This window comes from Streptomyces sp. NBC_01506 (assembly GCF_045040295.1).
GTDB lineage: Bacteria > Actinomycetota > Actinomycetes > Streptomycetales > Streptomycetaceae > Streptomyces.
On record NZ_CP109422.1, the window covers coordinates 4,983,168 to 5,000,409 of the forward strand.

16 protein-coding genes and 3 tRNA genes are annotated in these 17,242 nt (G+C 70.4%); 11 read left to right on the plus strand and 8 right to left on the minus strand.

Annotated elements, in window-relative coordinates; all coding sequences use genetic code 11:
• The first annotated feature begins 135 nt into the window (after positions 1-135).
• Positions 136-1,593: a N,N-dimethylformamidase beta subunit family domain-containing protein gene (locus OG329_RS21840; protein ID WP_405797399.1), complete on the plus strand. Its 1,458-nt coding sequence runs from the start codon at positions 136-138 to the stop codon at positions 1,591-1,593.
• A 99-nt stretch (positions 1,594-1,692) separates the two neighbouring features.
• Positions 1,693-2,592, plus strand: coding sequence for a phosphoribosylaminoimidazolesuccinocarboxamide synthase (locus OG329_RS21845; protein WP_405797400.1), 900 nt, complete (start codon positions 1,693-1,695; stop codon positions 2,590-2,592).
• Positions 2,593-2,652: 60 nt separating this feature from the next.
• On the opposite strand, the gene OG329_RS21850 is transcribed toward OG329_RS21845, so the two are convergent.
• The 8 genes from OG329_RS21850 to OG329_RS21885 form a co-directional block, all read right to left on the minus strand.
• Positions 2,653-2,725 (minus strand) — tRNA-Gly (locus OG329_RS21850).
• 22 nt (positions 2,726-2,747) lie between these two features.
• Positions 2,748-3,362: a response regulator gene (locus tag OG329_RS21855; RefSeq protein ID WP_405801957.1), complete on the minus strand. Its 615-nt coding sequence runs from the start codon at positions 3,360-3,362 to the stop codon at positions 2,748-2,750.
• A 5-nt stretch (positions 3,363-3,367) separates the two neighbouring features.
• Positions 3,368-4,714, minus strand: coding sequence for a sensor histidine kinase (locus OG329_RS21860; RefSeq protein WP_405797402.1), 1,347 nt, complete (start codon positions 4,712-4,714; stop codon positions 3,368-3,370).
• 130 nt (positions 4,715-4,844) lie between these two features.
• Positions 4,845-5,657 (minus strand): ABC transporter permease, encoded by an 813-nt coding sequence (locus OG329_RS21865; RefSeq protein WP_405797403.1) that lies wholly within the window; start codon positions 5,655-5,657, stop codon positions 4,845-4,847.
• Positions 5,654-6,589, minus strand: coding sequence for an ABC transporter ATP-binding protein (locus OG329_RS21870; RefSeq protein ID WP_405801959.1), 936 nt, complete (start codon positions 6,587-6,589; stop codon positions 5,654-5,656). Before OG329_RS21870 ends, OG329_RS21865 begins: the two co-directional genes overlap by 4 nt.
• A gap of 176 nt (positions 6,590-6,765) precedes the next feature.
• Positions 6,766-6,838 (minus strand) — tRNA-Gly (locus tag OG329_RS21875).
• 48 nt (positions 6,839-6,886) lie between these two features.
• Positions 6,887-6,958 (minus strand) — tRNA-Gly (locus OG329_RS21880).
• A 128-nt stretch (positions 6,959-7,086) separates the two neighbouring features.
• Positions 7,087-7,413, minus strand: a complete 327-nt coding sequence (locus OG329_RS21885) for an Lsr2 family protein (protein WP_405797405.1) — start codon at positions 7,411-7,413, stop codon at positions 7,087-7,089.
• A gap of 437 nt (positions 7,414-7,850) precedes the next feature.
• On the opposite strand from OG329_RS21885, the gene purS reads away from it, so the two are divergent.
• From purS to purM, 9 genes are all read left to right on the plus strand, one after another.
• Positions 7,851-8,096, plus strand: coding sequence for a phosphoribosylformylglycinamidine synthase subunit PurS (purS, locus tag OG329_RS21890; RefSeq protein ID WP_405797406.1), 246 nt, complete (start codon positions 7,851-7,853; stop codon positions 8,094-8,096).
• Positions 8,093-8,773 carry a phosphoribosylformylglycinamidine synthase subunit PurQ gene (purQ, locus tag OG329_RS21895; protein ID WP_405797407.1) on the plus strand — a complete coding sequence of 227 codons (681 nt, stop codon included), beginning with the start codon at positions 8,093-8,095 and terminating at the stop codon, positions 8,771-8,773. Before purS ends, purQ begins: the two co-directional genes overlap by 4 nt.
• Positions 8,773-11,031, plus strand: coding sequence for a phosphoribosylformylglycinamidine synthase subunit PurL (gene purL / locus OG329_RS21900; protein ID WP_405797408.1), 2,259 nt, complete (start codon positions 8,773-8,775; stop codon positions 11,029-11,031). The genes purQ and purL overlap by 1 nt, the downstream gene beginning before the upstream one ends.
• Positions 11,032-11,136: 105 nt before the next feature.
• The gene (locus tag OG329_RS21905; RefSeq protein ID WP_405797410.1) at positions 11,137-11,664 is read left to right on the plus strand and encodes an ArsR/SmtB family transcription factor; all 528 of its coding nucleotides are present in this window, start codon (positions 11,137-11,139) and stop codon (positions 11,662-11,664) included.
• 49 nt (positions 11,665-11,713) lie between these two features.
• Positions 11,714-12,586 carry a M23 family metallopeptidase gene (locus OG329_RS21910; protein WP_405797412.1) on the plus strand — a complete coding sequence of 291 codons (873 nt, stop codon included), beginning with the start codon at positions 11,714-11,716 and terminating at the stop codon, positions 12,584-12,586.
• 10 nt (positions 12,587-12,596) lie between these two features.
• A complete protein-coding gene (locus OG329_RS21915) occupies positions 12,597-13,391 on the plus strand; it encodes a sterol carrier family protein (protein WP_405797413.1) in 795 nt (264 codons plus the stop codon).
• Positions 13,392-13,462: 71 nt separating this feature from the next.
• Complete coding sequence (locus OG329_RS21920) at positions 13,463-14,308, plus strand: META domain-containing protein (RefSeq protein WP_405797415.1); 846 nt, start codon at positions 13,463-13,465, stop codon at positions 14,306-14,308.
• A gap of 141 nt (positions 14,309-14,449) precedes the next feature.
• Positions 14,450-15,967, plus strand: coding sequence for an amidophosphoribosyltransferase (gene purF / locus OG329_RS21925; RefSeq protein ID WP_405797416.1), 1,518 nt, complete (start codon positions 14,450-14,452; stop codon positions 15,965-15,967).
• Positions 15,968-16,143: 176 nt separating this feature from the next.
• Entirely contained in the window at positions 16,144-17,217 is a 1,074-nt protein-coding gene (purM, locus tag OG329_RS21930; protein ID WP_405797418.1) for a phosphoribosylformylglycinamidine cyclo-ligase, read from the plus strand.
• Positions 17,218-17,242: the final 25 nt, after the last annotated feature.

The following is a 17,242-nucleotide window of genomic DNA, read 5'->3' on the forward strand; positions in this document are numbered from 1 at the left end:
ACGGTGACGGAGTGCGTGCTTTATGTGATGTGCTGGAGACCGACGCTGACACGGTCCGCCCCAACGGCGGTCCGCCCACCGGCAGTCGGTCAACTACCAAGACCCGAGCGGGGATTCCAGGGAGGGGGCGCGCCAATGTGCGCCGATCACATCCGGCGGTGGGAGTCGGGCGCGCTCGCCCACGCCGTCTCAGACCCCTTCGGCCAGGGACCGGTGCCCTGGCTGCGCGGCAGCGAGACCTACTTCGACGACACCGGCCAGGTCGTCCCCTGGTACGCGGACCCGACGCTCGGGCGCGACCGGGGCGGCCCCCGTACCGCCGACGACGTCCACCGCCAGATCAAGGGCTTCGCCTCCGCCGGCGCCGCCGCGCCCGGCGAGTCGATCGACTTCCATGTCACCGTCGATCCGCCCCAGCCGTTCGCCGTGGACATCTACCGGATCGGGCATTACGGCGGTGAAGGCGCCCGCAAGATCACCACCAGCCCCCGTCTCTCCGGCATCGTCCAGCCCGCCCCGCTGGCCGCCGAGCGCACGGTCTCCTGCCACCACTGGTGGATGTCCTGGCGGCTCCAGATCCCGTCGTACTGGTCACTGGGCGCGTACGTCGCCGTCCTCACCACCACCGACGGCTACCGCTCCCACATCCCCTTCACGGTCCGCGACAGCCACCCCGCCGATCTGCTGCTCCTGCTCCCCGACATCACCTGGCAGGCGTACAACCTCTATCCGGAGGACGGCCATCTCGGCGCCAGCCTCTACCACGCCTGGGACGAGCAGGGCCGGCTCCTCGGTGAGGAGGACGCGGCGATCACCGTCTCCTTCGACCGCCCGTACGCGAATGCCGGTCTGCCCATCCACGTCGGCCACGCCTACGATTTCATCCGCTGGGCCGAGCGCTACGGCTACGACATCGCCTACGCCGACGCCCGCGATCTGCACGCCGGACTGATCGACCCGACCCGCTACCGGGGCCTGGTCTTCCCCGGCCACGACGAGTACTGGTCGATTCCCATGCGCCGCACCGTCGAGCGGGCGCGCGAGCACGGCACCTCGCTGGTCTTCCTCTCCGCCAACACCCTTTACTGGCAGATCGAGTTGGGCCCGTCTCCCTCCGGCGTCCCCGACCGCCTCCTCACCTGCCGCAAGCGCCACGGCCCCGGCCGCCCGGCCCTGTGGCGGGAGGTGGACAAGCCGGAGCAGCAACTGCTCGGTATCCAGTACGTGGGCCGGGTCCCCGAGCCGCACCCGATGGTCGTGCGGAACGCGGAGCACTGGTTCTGGGAGGCCACCGGCGCCATCGAGGGCGACGAGATCCCGGGCCTGGTGGCCGGCGAGGCGGACCGCTACTTCCCACGTACGGCGCTGCCCGAGCACGATGAGCGGATGCTGCTGGCCCACTCGCCGTACCGGGACAGCGCCAACGCCCTTCGCCACCAGGAGACTTCGCTCTACCGGGCCCCCTCCGGCGCCCTCGTCTTCGCCTCGGGGACGTTCGCCTGGTCACCCGCGCTGGACCGGCCCGGCCATGTCGACCCGCGCGTCCAGCGGGCGACCGCGAATCTCCTCGACCGCATCTGCAAGCGCGACTGACAGCCGCCCGCCGCGCCCCCGCGCCCCCGCGCCCGCCCACCCTTCTCGCGTACGCGAGAATCGGAAGCGGAAAGCACCCGCGGCGAGGAACGAGGAACCGTGTCCGGATTCGTAGAAAAGCCCGAGCCGCTACAGGTCCCGGGCCTGGTACATCTGCACACCGGCAAGGTGCGCGACCTGTACCGGAACGAGGCGGGCGATCTCGTGATGGTCGCCAGCGACCGCATCTCCGCGTACGACTGGGTCCTGCCCACCGAAATCCCCGACAAGGGCCGGGTCCTGACCCAGCTCTCGCTCTGGTGGTTCGACAAGTTCACCGATCTCGCGCCGAGCCACGTCATCTCCACCGACCTCCCGGCCGGCGCCCCCGCCCACTGGGCCGGCCGCACCCTCATCTGCGAGCCCCTGCGGATGACCCCGGTCGAATGCGTCGCGCGCGGCTATCTCACCGGCTCCGGCCTCGCCGAGTACGAGCAGACCCGCACCGTGTGCGGACTCGCCCTCCCCGAGGGGCTGGTCGACGGCTCCGAGCTGCCCGCGCCGATCTTCACCCCCGCCACCAAAGCCGAGGTCGGCGACCACGACGAGAACGTGTCGTACGAGGAGGTCGCCCGCCAGGTCGGCGCGGAGACCGCCGCGCTGCTGCGCCGTACGACGCTCGACATCTACGGCCGCGCCCGCGACATCGCCCGCGACCGGGGCATCATCCTCGCCGACACGAAGTTCGAGTTCGGCTTCGACACCGACGACCGGCTGGTGCTCGCCGACGAGGTGCTGACCCCGGACTCCTCGCGCTTCTGGCCTGCGGCGACCTGGGAGCCGGGCCACGCCCAGTTGTCGTACGACAAGCAGTACGTACGCGACTGGCTGACCTCCCCCGCCTCCGGCTGGGACCGCGCGAGCGAGCAGCCGCCGCCGGAGCTGCCGCAGGAGATCGTGGACGCGACGCGCGCCAAGTATCTGGAGGCGTACGAACTCCTCACCGGCACCCGCTGGTAGCCCCGCCCCCAAAGACGGAAGAACCCCCGGCCGATGATCCGGCCGGGGGTTCTCACACTGAGCGGACGACCAGGTTCGAACTGGCGACCTCAACCTTGGCAAGGTTGCGCTCTACCAACTGAGCTACGTCCGCGTGTGCCATGGCGCGCAGCCCACTATACCCAACCTCGCTCGCGGGCGAGACGCACCGCCGTATGCCGGCTCGAAGCCCCCAGTTTGGACGCGGCCGACGACAGGTAATTCCGTACGGTGCCCTGCGACAGCGAGGCCCAGGCCGCGATGTCGGCGATGGGCGCCCCGTCGGCGGCCAGCTCCAGTACCTCGGCCTCGCGCGCGGTCAGCGGCGAGTCGCCGGCCGAGATCGCGTCGGCGGCCAACTCCGGGTCCACGTGCCGGTTTCCGGCGTGCACGGTACGGATGATCTCGGCGAGCTGCCGGGCGCTGACGGTCTTCGGTACGAAGCCGCGCACCCCCGCCGCCAGGGCGCGCTTGAGATGGCCGGGCCGGCCGTGGCTGGTGACGATCATCGTCCGGCAGTCGGGCAGTTCGGTACGCAGGGATGTGGCGACCTTCACACCGTCGGCGCCCGGCATCTGAAGGTCGAGCACGGCGACGTCCGGGCGGTGCGCCAGCGCCATCGCCAGGGCCTCGGGCCCGGTGGCCGCCTCGGCGACGACGGTCAGATCCTCCTCGAGCCCGAGGAGCGCGGCGAAAGCGCCCCGGATCAGATGCTCGTCGTCGGCGAGCAGGATGCGTACGGGATCGCCCACCCGACTCACGCGGTCACCTCCGTCTCCGCGGTCGCCGCAGTCGCCGCAGTCGCCCGCGTCGTCCCGCCGGACTCCGCCGCCGACAGCGGCACCCGGGCCGTGAGCCGGAAGTGCGTGCCGTCCACCGGGCCCGCGTCGAGCGTGCCGCCCAGCGTGGCCAGCCGCTCGCGCAGCCCGGCGAGCCCGGCCCCCGCCGTCCCGGGCGGGCCCTCCGCGTCCGGCAGCCCGTCGTTCTCCACGATCAGCACCGCGTCGCACCCCTCCCGTACGGTCAGCCGCACCGTGCACTGCCGCGCGTCCCCGTGCCGCAGCACGTTCGTCGCGGCCTCGCGCACCACCCACCCGAGGGCCGACTGCACGTCGCCCGCCAACCCCGCACCGCCGTCCGCCCCGTCCGCCCCGTCCGCGCCGTCCGCCCCGTCCGCGCCGTCCGCGCCTTCCAGCCGGAAGCCGATCCCCGCAGCCTCCAACACCCCCCGCGCGCCCTCCAGTTCGGTGTGCAGATCCACCTCCCGGTACCCCCGCACGACCGCCCGCACCTCCCGCTGCGACTCCCGCGCGATCCGCTGCACCTCGGCCATCTGCTCGGCGGCCCGCTCCGTACCACCGCGCTGCGCCAGCTCCACGGCGAGTTCGCTCTTGAGCGCGATCACCGCCAGATTGCGCCCCATGACGTCGTGCAGATCCCGCCCGAACCGCAGCCGCTCCTCGGCGACGGCGAGCCGGGCCTGGAGTTCACGGGCGCTGTCCAGATCCCACACGGCCTTGACCAGCCAGACCGAGAAGCCGCTGGTGATGGTCAGGACCACACCCGCGATCAGCACCCCGAGCGAGGAGCCGACGACGGCGCCGAGCGGCATGCCGAACGCCGCCCCCGACAGCACCACGACCGCGACGGCGGCCAGCACGACCAGCAGCATGGTCCGCACCCGCCGCACGCCGACGACCAGCGAGCCGACGCCGAATCCGGCGAAGGCGACCAGCAGATAGGCGATGCTCTGGGCCTGGCCCTCGCTCGGGGGCGGGTTCGCGGCGATGAGCCCCATGGTCGCCGTGGCACCGACGGCGGACAGCGCGGCCGTCGCGGCCATGAGCCGGGTCGGCCGGGCCCGCCTGCCGAGCGCCCAGTCGAGGGCGTACGAGATGTAGGCGGCGGACACGAGCGCGTGGGCACAGCCCAGCAGCAGGAACCAGCCGTCGGCCGGCGAGTCGGCGCGCCCGAAGGTGCCCGTCACCATGACCACCATCTCGCCGATCGCGAAGAGGTGGAAGGACCAGCGGGTGTAGATCTCGACCTTGGCCGGTTTGCTCTTCCCGGCCCACCCGAGCGGCCTGCCCGTCACGCTCGCCATGCCGTCCTTCCCACTCCCGCCCGCCTCTGCCGGCGCGCTCCCTTACGCCATCACACCCAGCGCGGCGTGACGCCACCACACTCAGCGCCGCGTTACGGCACCGCCCAGCGCCGCGCTACAACACCCGCGCTCAGCGCCGCGGCTCCCAGCGGAACCACCGCTTCACAGCGAACACCGCCAGTACCGCCCAGGCCAGGGTATTCAGTCCCGCCCCGACCAGATCGCCGCTCGCCGCGTCGCCCAGCCAGCCCACCCGTACCAGGGTCACGACCCCGGTCATCGGCAGCAGCTCGCAGATCGAGGCGATTTTGTCGGGCAGCACCTCCAGCGGCAGGAACAGACCCGATCCCACCGCCGAGAGCAGGAACAGCGGCAGTGTGGTGATCTGCGCGCTCTCCACGGTGCGGGTGTACGACGCCGTCGCGGCGGCCAGCGCGGCCATCAGCCCGATCCCCGCCAGCACACCCAGCACCAGCAGCTCGGGCCGCTGCGGGGCGCTCACGTCCAGGAACGCGGCCCCGGCCACGACCAGCAGCACACACTGCGCGAGCGCCAGCGTGGCGGCCGGCAGCGCGGTCCCGGTCAGGATCTCCGGATCGGACACCTCGCCCGTACGCAGCCGCTTGAGTACCAGTTCCTCACGCCGGGCCGTGTACGCAGAGGTGAGGTTCGAGTACACCACCATCAGCAGCACCATGCCGATCCCGCCCGTCAGCGCGATCTCCAGCCCGCTCATCGCGATGTCGTCCAGATCGGCGCTCCGCAACGAGTACTGGGCCGAGGCGATCAACCCGACGGGCACGAACAGCGCCACGAACAGCGTCGTCCTGTTGCGTACCAGCAGCGTCAGCTCGGCCCGCGCGAGCGCGCCCAGCCGCCCCGACCTGGTCGTCGTCCCGCCCACCGGCTCCGCTTCCCGCTTCTGTGCGACCGTCGCGCTCATGCGGCGACCCCCGCTCCCGTGCCCGCCGGTTCCGCGCGCCGCGCCGCGATGTCCAGGAACGCCTCTTCGAGCGAGGCCGAACGCGCGTCGAGCCCTTCCAGATGTACGTCCAACTCCTCGGCCCAGCGCAGCAGTTCGGCGAGATCCCGCTGAAGCTCCGGGGTGCGGATCTCGATCTGCCGGCCGTCCGCCGCGGCCCGCAGCGTGAGCGGCAACTGCCCCGGCTCCGTCCCCTCGGGCAGCCTGAACCTGATCCGGGACGGCCTGGTCGCCGTCACCTCGGCCGGCGTTCCGGCGACCTCGATCCGGCCCGCGTGCATGATCGCCAGTTGGTCCGCGAGGGATTCGGCCTCCTCCAGATAGTGCGTGGTCAGCAGGACGGTCGTACCGCCGTCGCGCAGCGCCCGCACCAGCTCCCAGGTGTCGCGCCGCCCCTCCGCGTCCAGACCGGTCGTCGGCTCGTCCAGGAAGAGCACATCGGGCCGCCCCAGCAGCGCGAGCGCCAGGTCCAGGCGCCGCCGCTCACCGCCGGAGAGCTGCTTGACCCGCACCCCGGCGCGCTTGCCCATCCCGACGAGACCCAGCGCCTCGTCCACGGGCCGCGCCCCGCTCGTACAGCCCGACCACATCCGTACGGTCTCCCTGACCGTCAGATCGGTCGGGAAGCCGCCCTCCTGGAGCATCACCCCGGTCCGTGGCCGTACCGTCGCCCGGTCGCTGTACGGGTCCTGCCCCAGCACCCGCACCGTGCCGCCGCTGGGGCGGGCCAGGCCCTCCAGCACCTCGACGGTGGAGGTCTTGCCCGCCCCGTTCGTACCGAGCAGCGCGAAGAGTTGCCCTTCCCCGACGGTGAACGAGATCTCGTTCACCGCGTCGAACCCTCCGGCATAGGTGCGCCGGAGCCGGTCCACCTCGATCACGTTCCAGCCCATGTCCGCGGCTTGTGCCGCGTGGTCTCCCCGAGTTCTTGTCATGGATACAAGACTTCCGGCGGATCGGGGCCGGCAGCAGTGCGCGCTGTCACCACTGCTCATGACAAATGTCATCGCCACACACGCGAGAACACGACGAAGGCCCCGGTCACAAGTGACCGGGGCCTTCGATACGGAGCGGACGACCAGGTTCGAACTGGCGACCTCAACCTTGGCAAGGTTGCGCTCTACCAACTGAGCTACGTCCGCAGTGCATCGTCCACCAACAACAAGCAACGAGCTTTCGATGTGATGCAGAGCGGGTGACAGGGATCGCACACTGCGCCTCCCCCTTGGAAAGGGGGCGTTCTACTACTGAACTACACCCGCACGCTGCGTCAGGTTCGGCTTTTCGGCCTTGCCCTTCGGCGTGCTCCAGACTCTAGCCGATGGCCGGGGGTGCTGTGCAACTCCGTTGCCCGGCGAGCCCGGCCGTACGGCGTCGGCCGGAGGATTCCTCAACTCGCCTCGCGGAACGCCTCGTAGACCCGCTTGGGGATCCGGCCGCGGGCCGGCACCTCCATCCGGTGCGAGAGCGCCCAGGCGCGTACGGCGGCCGGGTCGGGGGCGAGGGCCGTGTGCCGGAACGACTTACGGTTCTTGCCGGCGTGGGTCTGCCGCCGGCCCGCCTCCAGGTACGGGGCCAGGGCCTTGCGCAGTTTCTTTGCGTTGGCGGGATTGAGGTCGATCTCGTACGACTTCCCGTCGAGGCCGAACGTGACCGTTTCCGCCGCTTCTCCGCCGTCGATGTCGTCGGAGAGCGTGACCACTACGCGCTGCGCCACGGATATCGGTCCTTTCATGCGGCACCGCCGTGCCGGGGCCATGCTTCGAGAACATGGCTGACGTGCGGCGATACCGGCCTTCCGGCTGTTTAGGGGCAATGCGACTTTCGTGTCTATTCCTTTGTACAGCGAACCGCCGCGCATTGTGAAGCCCAGCCAATTGCATGAGCGTGTCCGTCTGCAATGGTGAGGGCGAGTTTTTTCCTGGATTTTTCCGAGTGGTCTCACGGTGCGATATCTGCGGAGATCGGTGGAGAGTCCGAACTGAGTGGATATCTACCCGCGTAGATTTTCTGTACGGGTACGCTGAAGGCACTCGGGGGGTCGGGGGATTCCCCGGCGGAACCACAGCCGCGGAAGCTGCACACAGCCGCACCACACACGCGGAAGCTGCACAAGCCGCACCACACAGTCGCACCACACCACCGGGAGTGCCAGTGGCACGCGTCGTAGTCGACGTCATGCTCAAGCCGGAGATCCTCGACCCGCAAGGACAAGCAGTGCAGCGCGCACTGCCCCGGCTGGGTTTCGACAAGATCGCGGACGTCCGACAGGGAAAGCGTTTCGAGCTGGAGGTGGAGGGCCCGGTCGACGAGGCCGCCCTCGCCCGCATCCATGAGATGGCCGAGACGTTCCTCGCCAACACCGTCATCGAGGACTTCGTCGTAAAGGTGGAGTCGTGACCACTCGTATCGGAGTCGTCACTTTTCCCGGCACGCTGGACGACCGGGACAGTCTTCGGGCGGTACGGATCGCCGGCGCCGAGCCCGTCTCGCTCTGGCACCGCGACAAGGACATCAAGCAGGTCGACGCCGTCGTCCTGGCGGGCGGATTCAGCTACGGCGACTATCTGCGGGCCGGCGCCATTTCGCGATTCTCGCCGGTGATGGAGACGGTCATCGAGCAGGCGAAGGCCGGTATGCCGGTCCTGGGGATCTGCAACGGCTTCCAGATCCTGACCGAAACGCATCTGCTGCCGGGCGCGATGCTGCGCAACAACCATCTGCACTTCATCTGCCGTGACCAGAAGCTGCGCGTGGAGAACGCCACGACCGCGTGGACCGGCGACTACACGGCGGGCCAGTCCATCTCCGTACCGCTGAAGAACATCGACGGCCGGTACGTGGCCGCCGAGCCGGTCCTGGACGAGCTGGAGGCCGAGGGCCGGGTCGCCTTCCGTTACCAGGACGGCAATCCGAACGGATCGCTGCGTGACATCGCCGGCATCACGAACGCGGCGGGCAACGTCGTCGGTCTGATGCCGCACCCCGAGCACGCCGTGGAACCGCTGATCGGTACGGGCCGTACCGACGGGCTCGGATTCTTCACCTCGATCCTGAAGAAGCTGGTAAGCGCCTGATGACGATCAAGAACCTGGACACCGTCAAGAACGCGACCGGGACGCCCGACGTCGACCAGCCCTGGAAGGAACTCGGCCTCAAGGAGGACGAGTACGCGCGCATCCGCGAGATCCTGCGGCGCCGGCCGACCGGTGCCGAGCTGGCCATGTACTCCGTGATGTGGTCCGAGCACTGCTCGTACAAGAGCAGCAAGGTGCATCTCAAGCAGTTCGGCGACAAGGCCCCCGCCAGCGACGCGATGCTCGTGGGCATCGGTGAGAACGCGGGCGTCGTGGACGTCGGCCAGGGGTACGCGGTCACCTTCAAGGTCGAGTCGCACAACCACCCCTCGTACATCGAGCCCTACCAGGGCGCGGCCACCGGCGTCGGCGGCATCGTCCGCGACATCCTCGCCATGGGCGCCCGCCCCGTCGCCGTCGTGGACCCGCTGCGCTTCGGCGCGGCCGACCACCCCGACACCCGGCGCGTGCTGCCCGGAGTCGTCGCCGGCATCGGCGGTTACGGCAACTGCCTGGGCCTGCCGAACATCGGCGGCGAGGTCGTCTTCGACCCCTGCTACCAGGGCAACCCGCTGGTCAACGCGGGCTGTATCGGCGTGATGAGGCACGAGGACATCCACCTCGCGCAGGCGTCGGGCCCCGGCAACAAGGTGATCCTGTACGGCGCCCGCACCGGCGGCGACGGTATCGGCGGGGTGTCGGTGCTGGCCTCCGAGACCTTCGAGTCGACCGGTCCGGCCAAGCGGCCCGCCGTGCAGGTGGGCGACCCCTTCCAGGAGAAGCTCCTCATCGAGTGCACCCTGGAGATCTTCGCCGAGAAGCTGGTCGCCGGTATCCAGGACCTCGGCGGCGCCGGGCTGTCCTGCGCGACGAGCGAGCTGGCGTCGGCCGGCTCCGGCGGTATGCGGGTCGAGCTGGACACCGTACCGCTGCGTGACTCGTCGCTCTCGCCCGAGGAAATCCTCATGAGCGAGTCGCAGGAACGCATGTGCGCGGTCGTGGAGCCGGGGAACGTCGACCGGTTCATGGAGATCTGCGAGAAGTGGGACGTCATCGCGACCGTCATCGGTGAGGTCACCGAGGGCACCCGGCTGGAGATCTACTGGCACGGCGAGCAGATCGTGGACGTGCCGCCGCGCTCCGTCGCCCACGACGGCCCGGTGTACGAGCGTCCCTACGCCCGCCCCGACTGGCAGGACGCGCTCCAGGCCGACGACGCCAACAAGCTTGCCCGGCCCACGAGTTCGGCCGAGCTGCGCGAGCAGGTGCTACGGCTCGTCGCGTCGCCGAACCAGGCGTCGAAGGCATGGATCACCGACCAGTACGACCGCTTCGTCCAGGGCAACACGGTGCTCGCGCAGCCCGAGGACGCGGGCATGATCCGTATCGACGAGGACTCGAATCTCGGTGTGGCGATGGCGACGGACGGCAACGGCCGGTTCGCCAAGCTCGACCCGTACGCGGGCGCACAGCTCGCGCTGGCGGAGGCGTACCGCAATGTCGCCGCCTCCGGCGCCAAGCCGCTCGCCATCTCCGACTGCCTGAACTTCGGCTCGCCCGAGGACCCGGCCGTGATGTGGCAGTTCGCCGAGGCGACACGCGGACTGGCCGACGGCTGCCTGAAGTTGGGCACCCCGGTCACCGGCGGCAACGTCTCGCTCTACAACCAGACCGGCGAGACGGCGATCCACCCGACGCCGGTCGTGGCCGTGCTCGGTGTGATCGACGACGTCACGCGCCGCACGCCGATCGCTTTCAAGGAGGAGGGCCAGCTCCTCTATCTGCTGGGCGACACCCGCGAGGAGTTCGGCGGGTCGGCGTGGTCGCAGGTGATCCACGACCATCTGGGCGGGCTGCCGCCGAAGGTGGACCTGGACCGGGAGAAGCTGCTCGGCGAGATCCTGATCTCGGGATCGCGCGACGGCATGATCGACGCGGCCCACGACCTGAGCGACGGCGGTCTGATCCAGGCCGTCACCGAGTCGTGTCTGCGGGGCGGCAAGGGCGCGCGGCTGGTCGTGCCGGACGGGCTGGACGCGTTCACCACGCTGTTCAGCGAGTCGGCCGGGCGCGCGGTCGTCGCGGTGCCGCGCAGCGAGGAGCTGCGCTTCACCGACATGTGCGGGGCGCGGGGGCTGCCCGCGACGCGCATCGGTGTGGTGGACGGTGAAGAGGTCGAGGTCCAGGGCGAGTTCAGCATCGCGCTGAGCGAGCTGCGGACGGCGCACGAGGGGACGATCGAGGCGCTGCTGGCCTGAGCGGCCTCACCTTCAAGCAATCTCAAGCAATCGCCGGACGGACTGCGCAGGCAGCCCCTCCGGCGATTGCTTGCTTTTGATTACGTAATTACGTAACTTCCCCACATGGAACTTGAGGAGCGCGTCGCCGAGCTGGAGCGCCGGCTCGCGGCGCTGGAGCGTACGGGGACGCCGTCCGAACCACCGCGAGCAGAGCGGCCCGGCGGCCGGGCCACGGACGACGTCTTCCTGCCGCTGGAGCACCTGGAGCAGCAGCTCGCGGCGGCGGGGGCGGACGCCGGCGGCGTGACGTACACGGGCTCGGTGCTGCTGCCGACCGGCCACCCCTACCGCTGGCAGTTCACCGAGCTGACCGACGACCTGCTCGACGCCGACTGGTCGGTGGCCGCCGACCCCTTCGCGGCGCTCGGGCACGCCGTACGGCTACGGCTGCTGCGCGAGATCCTGGGCGGCCTGCGCACCGCCGCCGAGCTGGCCGAGCTGGACGACATCGGCACCACCGGCCAGATCTACCACCACCTGCGCCAACTGACCGGCGCGGGCTGGCTGCGAACCACGGCGCGGGGCCGCTACGAGGTGCCCGCCGCCCGCGTCGTACCGCTGCTGGTGATGCTGTCGGCGGCCAGGAACTGACCCCTCCCGCACCCGAAGCGCTCCCACTCCGAACGAGGTGACACGCACCATGCCCGTCCGCAAGCTCGCCATGATCCTGGCCCGCTGCTGCTTCCTGGTTGTCCTGGTCATCGTCCTGGGCATGATCTTCGCCGATCTGCGCCTGCCGCCCTGGCCGGCCGCCGGTCTGGCCGTGTTCCCGATCGTGACGTTCGTGACCCTGGGGCGGCTGACCTCCGCCGCCCTGAAGCGGACCGCCCGCACCCCCGTCGAGGTGGCGGCCCCGGTGTCCGGCCGCTGGCTCGCGCACAACAGCCCGGCGGACAAGGTGCCCAGCCACGGACTCCACGGCTACGGCCAGACGTACGCCATCGACATCCTCGTCGCGCCGGACCCCGACACCCGCCCGCCGTTCGCGATGCTGTGGCCGCTCGCGCGCGGCAACAGCCGCTACCCGGCCTTCGGCGCCCCCGTGCTGGCCGTGGCCGACGCGACGGTCGTCCATGTCCTGGACGGGCGCCGCGACCACCTCACCCGCACCTCGTTTCCCGCGCTCGCCTGGATGATGCTGATCGAAGGCATGGTGCGCGAGGCCACGGGCCCCTCGTGGATCGTCGGCAACCACGTGATCCTGGATCTCGGCGACGGTACGTACGCCGCGTACGCGCACCTCAAGCAGGGCTCGGTGACCGTCGCCGTGGGCGACACCGTGCGCACCGGACAGCGAATAGCCGACTGCGGCAACACCGGCAACTCCACCGAGCCGCACCTGCACTTCCAGCTCATGGACGGTCCCGACCTGGACACGGCGCGCGGCATCCCCTTCACCTGGCGCGGCATCGGGGTCCCGGCCAACGGCGAGTCGTTCACCCCGGAACAATCCACCCCGGAAGCCGAATCCACCCCGGAAAAAGAAGCCGCCCCCGCCGAGCGGCTCGATTAGCCTCCCGGCTATGCCCCCGGCCAAGAAGCGCAGACAACGCGGTTACGACTCCGACAAGACCCGTACCGCCGTCCTCACCCAATTCGCGCACGTGCGCGAAGCGGTCGCCACCCTCACCCCCGAACAGCTCGCGCTCCCCGCCGGCCTCGGCGACTGGACCGTGCGCGAGCTGACCGCGCACATGAGCTTCGGGGTCGACTACGTCAGCCGCGCGCTGGAGCAGCCCGCCCCGCCGGTGGCCGAGATCGGACTGCCCGAGTGGGCGTTCGCGACGGCCGCGCTGGCGGCCCCGATCTCGGAGGACGTCAAGGTGTACGCGGCGTCCGCCGAACCCGCCGAGCTGTTCGAGCGCACGGCCGGCCGGATCACCGAGTTGCTGCCCGACGCCCCCGCCGACCGGTTGATCGCCGTCCGGGTCGGCGCGATGCGCCTCGGCGACTTCCTCGTCACCCGGACCGTCGAACTCGTCGTCCACACCGACGACCTGAACCGCGCCGCCGGGCTCGACATCCCCTTCGACCGGCAGGCGCTCGCCGCCTGCACCCGGCTGCTCGCCGACGCGCTGGCGCAGAAGGCGCCCGGCGCGTCGACGGAGGTGCGGATCCCGCCGTACGCCGTCGTCCAGTGCGTGGAGGGCCCCCGGCACACCCGTGGCACCCCGCCGAACGTCGTGGAGACGGATCCGCTGACCTGGCTGCGGCTCGCCACCGGGCGTACGACATGGGCCGAGGCGCTGGCATCGGCCAAGGTCAGCGCCGGCGGGGAACGCGCGGACCTCGCCGCCCTGCTGCCGGTCATGAGCTGAGCCGGGCCCGCCGCCCGGTCGCCGAGCGCCCCGGCACGGAACCGGACCCGGGGCCGCTCCGTCCCACCGGTATGCGGAAACAGCCAGTCACCACCGTCACCGCCCTCGCGGCCCTGGCCCTCCTCACCCTCGCAGGCTGCGGCACCGAATCCGGCAGAGGATCCGACGGCGCGGCCGAGGCCGGCGACGCGGTGCGGACCGATCTGCCCCTGACCGATGTGACCTGGAGCATCGACAGCCTCAGCGTCGACGGAAAGACCACCGAGGCACCCGCCGCGGCCAGCATCGAGATCGAATCCAGCGGCAAAGCCCGTGCGTCCAGCGGCTGCAATTCCATGGGCGGCCACGTCACCGTCGACGGCGACACGATCACCGTCGGCGAGAAGGACACGACACTGATCGGCTGCCCGGACGAGATCAGGGCGTTCGAGAGCGCGCTCGGCGACGCCTTCTCGGGCAAGCTCAAGGCCAAGATCGAGGACAAGAAGCTCACCCTCACCGGTGCCGGGGGCGACTCCATCGTCATGACCGCCGAGGAGGTGCCCCCGCTCGTGGGCACCGAGTGGACGGTGACCGGCCTCGTCACCGGACGGACCACCAGCTCGCTGCCCAAGGACGCCCAGGGCGAGAGCGGCAAGGCGACGCTCACCTTCGCCAAGGACGGCACCGTGAGCGGCAGCCTCGGCTGCAACTCGTTCTCCGCGACCGCGAAGACCACCGCCGACTCCACGATCACCTTCGGACCGCTCAGGTCCACCAAGAAGCTCTGCCCGGAGCCGGCGATGTCCGTGGAGCGCAAGCTCATGAAGGCGCTCGAGGGGCAGACGACGTATGAGGTGCACCACCGTTCGCTGACCATCAGGGCGGCCGACCACAACGGTTTCGAAGCCGCCCCCGGCACCCCCGCGAAGCCGTAGCGGCGCGGTTCCCCCTGGTGAGCGGGGGCCCGTCCGCACGGGCCGGTGGCGACACGCCGCCGGCCCGCCCCACCGTCCACCTCACGGCCCACTCGCGTACCGCATTCGGACCAGCGGTCGATCTCGCCTACACTCGGTGGCGTGCCTCGTGGTGATGGACGACTCAGCCACGACCTGCTCCCCGGTGAGAAGGGCCCCCAGGACGCTTGCGGCGTCTTCGGAGTCTGGGCCCCCGGGGAAGAGGTCGCCAAGCTCACCTACTTCGGACTGTATGCACTGCAACACCGCGGACAGGAGTCCGCGGGCATCGCAGTGAGCAACGGCTCCCAGATCCTTGTCTTCAAGGACATGGGCCTTGTCTCACAGGTCTTCGACGAAACTTCCCTCGGCTCACTCCAAGGCCATATCGCCGTGGGTCACGCCCGCTACTCCACCACCGGAGCCTCGGTGTGGGAGAACGCGCAGCCGACCTTCCGGGCCACCGCTCACGGCTCCATCGCGCTCGGCCACAACGGCAATCTGGTCAATACGGCCGAACTCGCCGAACTGGTCGCCGACCTCCCCAAGGAGAACGGCCGCGCGACCCGCGTCGCCGCCACCAACGACACCGACCTGATCACGGCGCTCCTCGCCGGCCAGACGGACGGCGACGGCAAGCCCCTCACCGTCGAACAGGCCGCCCCGCAGGTCCTGCGGCACACCAAGGGCGCCTTCTCGCTCGTCTTCATGGACGAGCACACCCTGTACGCGGCCCGCGACCCGCAGGGCATCCGCCCGCTGGTCCTCGGCCGGCTCGAACGCGGCTGGGTCGTGGCGTCCGAGAGCGCCGCACTCGACATCTGCGGCGCCACCTATGTCCGGGAGATCGAGCCCGGCGAGCTGGTCGCCATCGACGAGAACGGCCTGCGCAGCTCCCGATTCGCTGAAGCGAAGCCCAAGGGCTGTGTCTTCGAGTACGTGTATCTGGCCCGCCCCGACACCGACATCGCCGGCCGCAACGTCTACCTCTCCCGGGTGGAGATGGGCCGCAAACTCGCCAGGGAAGCGCCCGCCGACGCCGATCTCGTCATAGCGACGCCGGAGTCCGGCACACCCGCCGCGATCGGTTACGCGGAGGCGAGCGGCATCCCGTACGGCTCCGGGCTGGTGAAGAACGCGTATGTGGGCCGGACCTTCATCCAGCCCTCCCAGACCATCCGCCAACTGGGCATCCGTCTCAAGCTCAACCCTCTTAAAGAGGTCATCAGGGGCAAGCGCCTGGTGGTCGTGGACGACTCGATCGTCCGGGGCAACACCCAGCGCGCCCTGGTCAAGATGCTCCGCGAGGCCGGTGCCGCCGAGATCCACATCCGGATCTCGTCCCCACCGGTGAAGTGGCCGTGCTTCTTCGGCATCGACTTCGCGACCCGCGCGGAGCTGATCGCCAACGGCATGTCCATCGAGGAGATCGGCGCGTCACTGGGCGCCGACTCGCTCTCGTACATCTCCATCGACGGCATGATCGAGGCGACGACCATCGCCAAGCCGAATCTCTGCCGCGCCTGCTTCGACGGCGAGTACCCGATGGACCTGCCCGATCCGGAACTCCTCGGCAAGCAGCTCCTGGAGACCGAACTGGCGGGCGGCACCGACGCCGCCGACGCCCTCAGGCGGCCGTAGCCACGGCTGTGAGAGCCCGTGCCCGTGCCCGTGCCCGTGCCCGCGACGGCCCGTCGCGACCGCCCCCGGTCGCGACGGCCCCCAGCCACGTCCCAGGGCCCACGGACCGCGCCCCCGCCCCCGAACCAAGCCCCGCAGCGTCGACACACGCGGCGATGACATGAAAGCTTCCCGCCATGCAAGCTGAATCCTCCGGTGCCTCCTACGCCGCCACAGGCGTCGACATCGAGGCCGGCGACCGCGCCGTCGAGCTGATGAAGGAGTGGGTGAAGAAGACCCAGCGCCCCGAGACCGTCGGCGGTCTCGGCGGCTTCGCCGGCCTCTTCGACGCCTCCGCGCTCAAGCGCTACGAGCGCCCGCTGCTCGCCTCCGCCACCGACGGCGTCGGTACGAAGGTCGACCTGGCCCGCAGGACGGGCGTCTACGACACGATCGGCCACGACCTCGTGGGCATGGTCGTGGACGACCTGGTGGTGTGCGGCGCCGAACCGCTGTTCATGACCGACTACATCTGCGTCGGCAAGGTGTTCCCCGAGCGGGTCGCCGCCATCGTCAAGGGCATCGCCGAGGGCTGCGTACTGGCCGGCTGCGCCCTCGTGGGCGGTGAGACCGCCGAGCACCCCGGTCTCCTCGGTGAGGACGACTTCGATGTCGCCGGCGCCGGTACGGGTGTGGTCGAGGCCGACCGGCTGCTGGGCGCGGATCGTATCCGTACGGGTGACGTCGTGATCGCGATGGCGTCCTCCGGGCTTCACTCCAACGGGTTCTCACTCGTGCGCCACGTCGTGTTCGACCGGCTCGGCTGGTCGCTGGACCGCGAGGTCGAGGAGTTCGGCCGCACGCTCGGCGCGGAGCTGCTGGAGCCCACCAAGATCTACTCGCTGGACTGTCTGGCGCTGACCAGGACCACCGAGGTGCACGCTTTCAGCCACATCACCGGCGGCGGTCTTGCCAACAACCTGGCGCGGGTCGTCCCCGACCATCTGCACGCGACGGTGGACCGTTCGACGTGGACGCCCGGCGCGGTCTTCGACCTGATCGGCTCGGCGGGCCAGGTGGCGCGTACGGAGCTGGAGAAGACGCTCAACATGGGCATCGGCATGATCGCCGTCGTCCCTCAGGAGTCGGTCGACACGGCGCTCACCACCCTCGCGGACCGAGGAGTCGACGCCTGGGTGGCCGGCGGTATCGTCGACCGGCCGAGCACGGCGCCCACGGGCGCGGCGCTCACCGGGGACTATGCGCGCTAGGCGGTGTCCGGTGCCGACGGGGCAC

What these genes read in the sequence shown, in the direction of transcription:
- OG329_RS21870 (WP_405801959.1), bottom strand. Translation starts at nt 6,589, where the DNA reads ATGGGCTGGAACGTGATCGAGGTGGACCGGCTCCGGCGCACCTATGCC.
- OG329_RS21905 (WP_405797410.1), top strand. Translation starts at nt 11,137, where the DNA reads ATGGAACTTGAGGAGCGCGTCGCCGAGCTGGAGCGCCGGCTCGCGGCG.
- OG329_RS21920 (WP_405797415.1), top strand. Translation starts at nt 13,463, where the DNA reads ATGCGGAAACAGCCAGTCACCACCGTCACCGCCCTCGCGGCCCTGGCC.
- OG329_RS21860 (WP_405797402.1), bottom strand. Translation starts at nt 4,714, where the DNA reads ATGGCGAGCGTGACGGGCAGGCCGCTCGGGTGGGCCGGGAAGAGCAAA.
- OG329_RS21865 (WP_405797403.1), bottom strand. Translation starts at nt 5,657, where the DNA reads ATGAGCGCGACGGTCGCACAGAAGCGGGAAGCGGAGCCGGTGGGCGGG.
- purL (WP_405797408.1), top strand. Translation starts at nt 8,773, where the DNA reads ATGACGATCAAGAACCTGGACACCGTCAAGAACGCGACCGGGACGCCC.
- OG329_RS21840 (WP_405797399.1), top strand. Translation starts at nt 136, where the DNA reads ATGTGCGCCGATCACATCCGGCGGTGGGAGTCGGGCGCGCTCGCCCAC.
- OG329_RS21915 (WP_405797413.1), top strand. Translation starts at nt 12,597, where the DNA reads ATGCCCCCGGCCAAGAAGCGCAGACAACGCGGTTACGACTCCGACAAG.
- purM (WP_405797418.1), top strand. Translation starts at nt 16,144, where the DNA reads ATGCAAGCTGAATCCTCCGGTGCCTCCTACGCCGCCACAGGCGTCGAC.
- OG329_RS21910 (WP_405797412.1), top strand. Translation starts at nt 11,714, where the DNA reads ATGCCCGTCCGCAAGCTCGCCATGATCCTGGCCCGCTGCTGCTTCCTG.